Origin of the sequence: Methanoculleus sp. UBA413 (genome assembly GCF_002502935.1) — an archaeon.
GTDB classification, from domain to species: Archaea; Halobacteriota; Methanomicrobia; order Methanomicrobiales; family Methanoculleaceae; genus Methanoculleus; species Methanoculleus bourgensis.
In genome coordinates this window covers 7,436-8,868 of sequence record NZ_DAQR01000023.1, presented here as the reverse complement: position 1 = coordinate 8,868, position 1,433 = coordinate 7,436, and the positions used below count along the sequence as shown (strand labels likewise).

The window sequence follows — 1,433 nt, the reverse complement described above, 5'->3', positions numbered from 1 at the left end:
CAGCGACGTCGGGGGAGAAGACCGTCACGGCGTCGGCGATGCCGAAACTGATGGACGGCCCCACCGTTGCCGAGGAGGTGCAGATGCCGAGGATCCCCTCCTGCGGCGGGAGCAGAAACGCGATGCGCCCGCTTAAGGGCGATGCCCCCGCGAAGACACCAATTTTCACCTCACGATCGCTCACAAGAGCAATATCCCCTCCGTTGTCGACGAGACCAAACGACGCGCCGGCCTCGACCATCGCCTCCACCCCTGCCCAGGCGATGGCGCCGGCCACCGCCGCCATGGGCCCGACCCCGGCCTCTTCGGCTGCCCGGGCCATGCGGCCGACCGTCCGGCCCGGGGCCTCTGGAGTATACGGCTCAAGCGTCGCTGAAAAATAGGGATCCGTGGCGATCTGCCGCTCGACCTCCTGCCGGGCGGCCATCATACCGGATTTTGCCGCCTCCACATGCCCTGGCTCGTCGGCAAGGATGGTCGCGATCGTCTGCCGGAACTCGAAGTGCTCCCTGATCATCCCTGTTGCGAGAGGGCGGAGTGGGGGCAGGCCAGGATGCACTTGCCGCAGAGGACGCACCGCTCCCCGCTCACCTGGAGGCGCCATTCCTCATCAAAGGAGAAGACCTCCTGAGGGCAGACGCTGATGCAGGCCCCGCAATCGACACACTCAGCCTCGTCAAGAGCGATGGCGTTCTCCATGACACGAACCGCGACACCCATCTCCGCAAGGCGCCGCCTGACCAGGTCCGCGTCGCTATCGGGGACGTCGATCAGCACTTCACCGGCCATGGAGTCGATGTTCGCCTTCTCCACATTGATCAGGACACCGGTCTCCTTCACCACCCGGGCGATCACCGGTTCCCTTCCGGAGTCGTGCTGTCCTCTCCGGGAGAACGTCAGCAAAAGTTTCATCGCCGCCGCCTCCCGCCGAAGAGCTTCCCAAGATCGATCGCCGAGAGGATCCCGACCACCCGGTTGGTCGTATCCACCACCGGGAGCGCGCTGATGTTGTTGCGCTCCAGTTTCTGGGCGGCGATGTCCACCGGTTCGTCGGGAGTCGTCTTGATCACCTTCCGGGTCATGATATCTTTCACCTGCCGCAACCTCCCGTCGGTCACCACGGCCTTCGAGACGTCATAGGTGGTGATGATCCCGACCAGCGTACCGTTGCCGTCCAGGACCGGGAGATGGTTCGTCTCATCCTTGAGGAGCCGTTTTGCCGCCACCCGGATCTCCTCGTCCTCAGTGATGCTGATCACCTGCCGGTTCATGATATCGCGGACGCGGGGGGTGATCGCCGTCTCCCGCATGGGCTTTACACGCTTTGTCGGGTCGATCCGCCGGGTGGGGAGCGCAAGTTCCATCTTCCCCTCCTCTATCCAGCCTTTCAGTTCCAGCGCTACCGCCCGTGCCCGCCGGTAACTGGAGAGCGA

3 protein-coding genes are annotated in these 1,433 nt (G+C 64.3%); all 3 read right to left on the bottom strand.

The window, feature by feature from the left end; all coding sequences use genetic code 11:
- The coding region (locus BP858_RS02005; protein ID WP_286878703.1) for a UPF0280 family protein at window positions 1-517 on the bottom strand (517 nt) is incomplete at its 3' end.
- Window positions 514-912 (bottom strand): 4Fe-4S binding protein, encoded by a 399-nt coding sequence (locus BP858_RS02000; protein ID WP_074175668.1) that lies wholly within the window; start codon window positions 910-912, stop codon window positions 514-516. The genes BP858_RS02005 and BP858_RS02000, both read right to left, overlap by 4 nt.
- Window positions 909-1,433, bottom strand: a 525-nt coding sequence (locus tag BP858_RS01995; protein ID WP_286878702.1) for a CBS domain-containing protein, incomplete at its 5' end; no start/stop codon positions are given. The genes BP858_RS02000 and BP858_RS01995, both read right to left, overlap by 4 nt.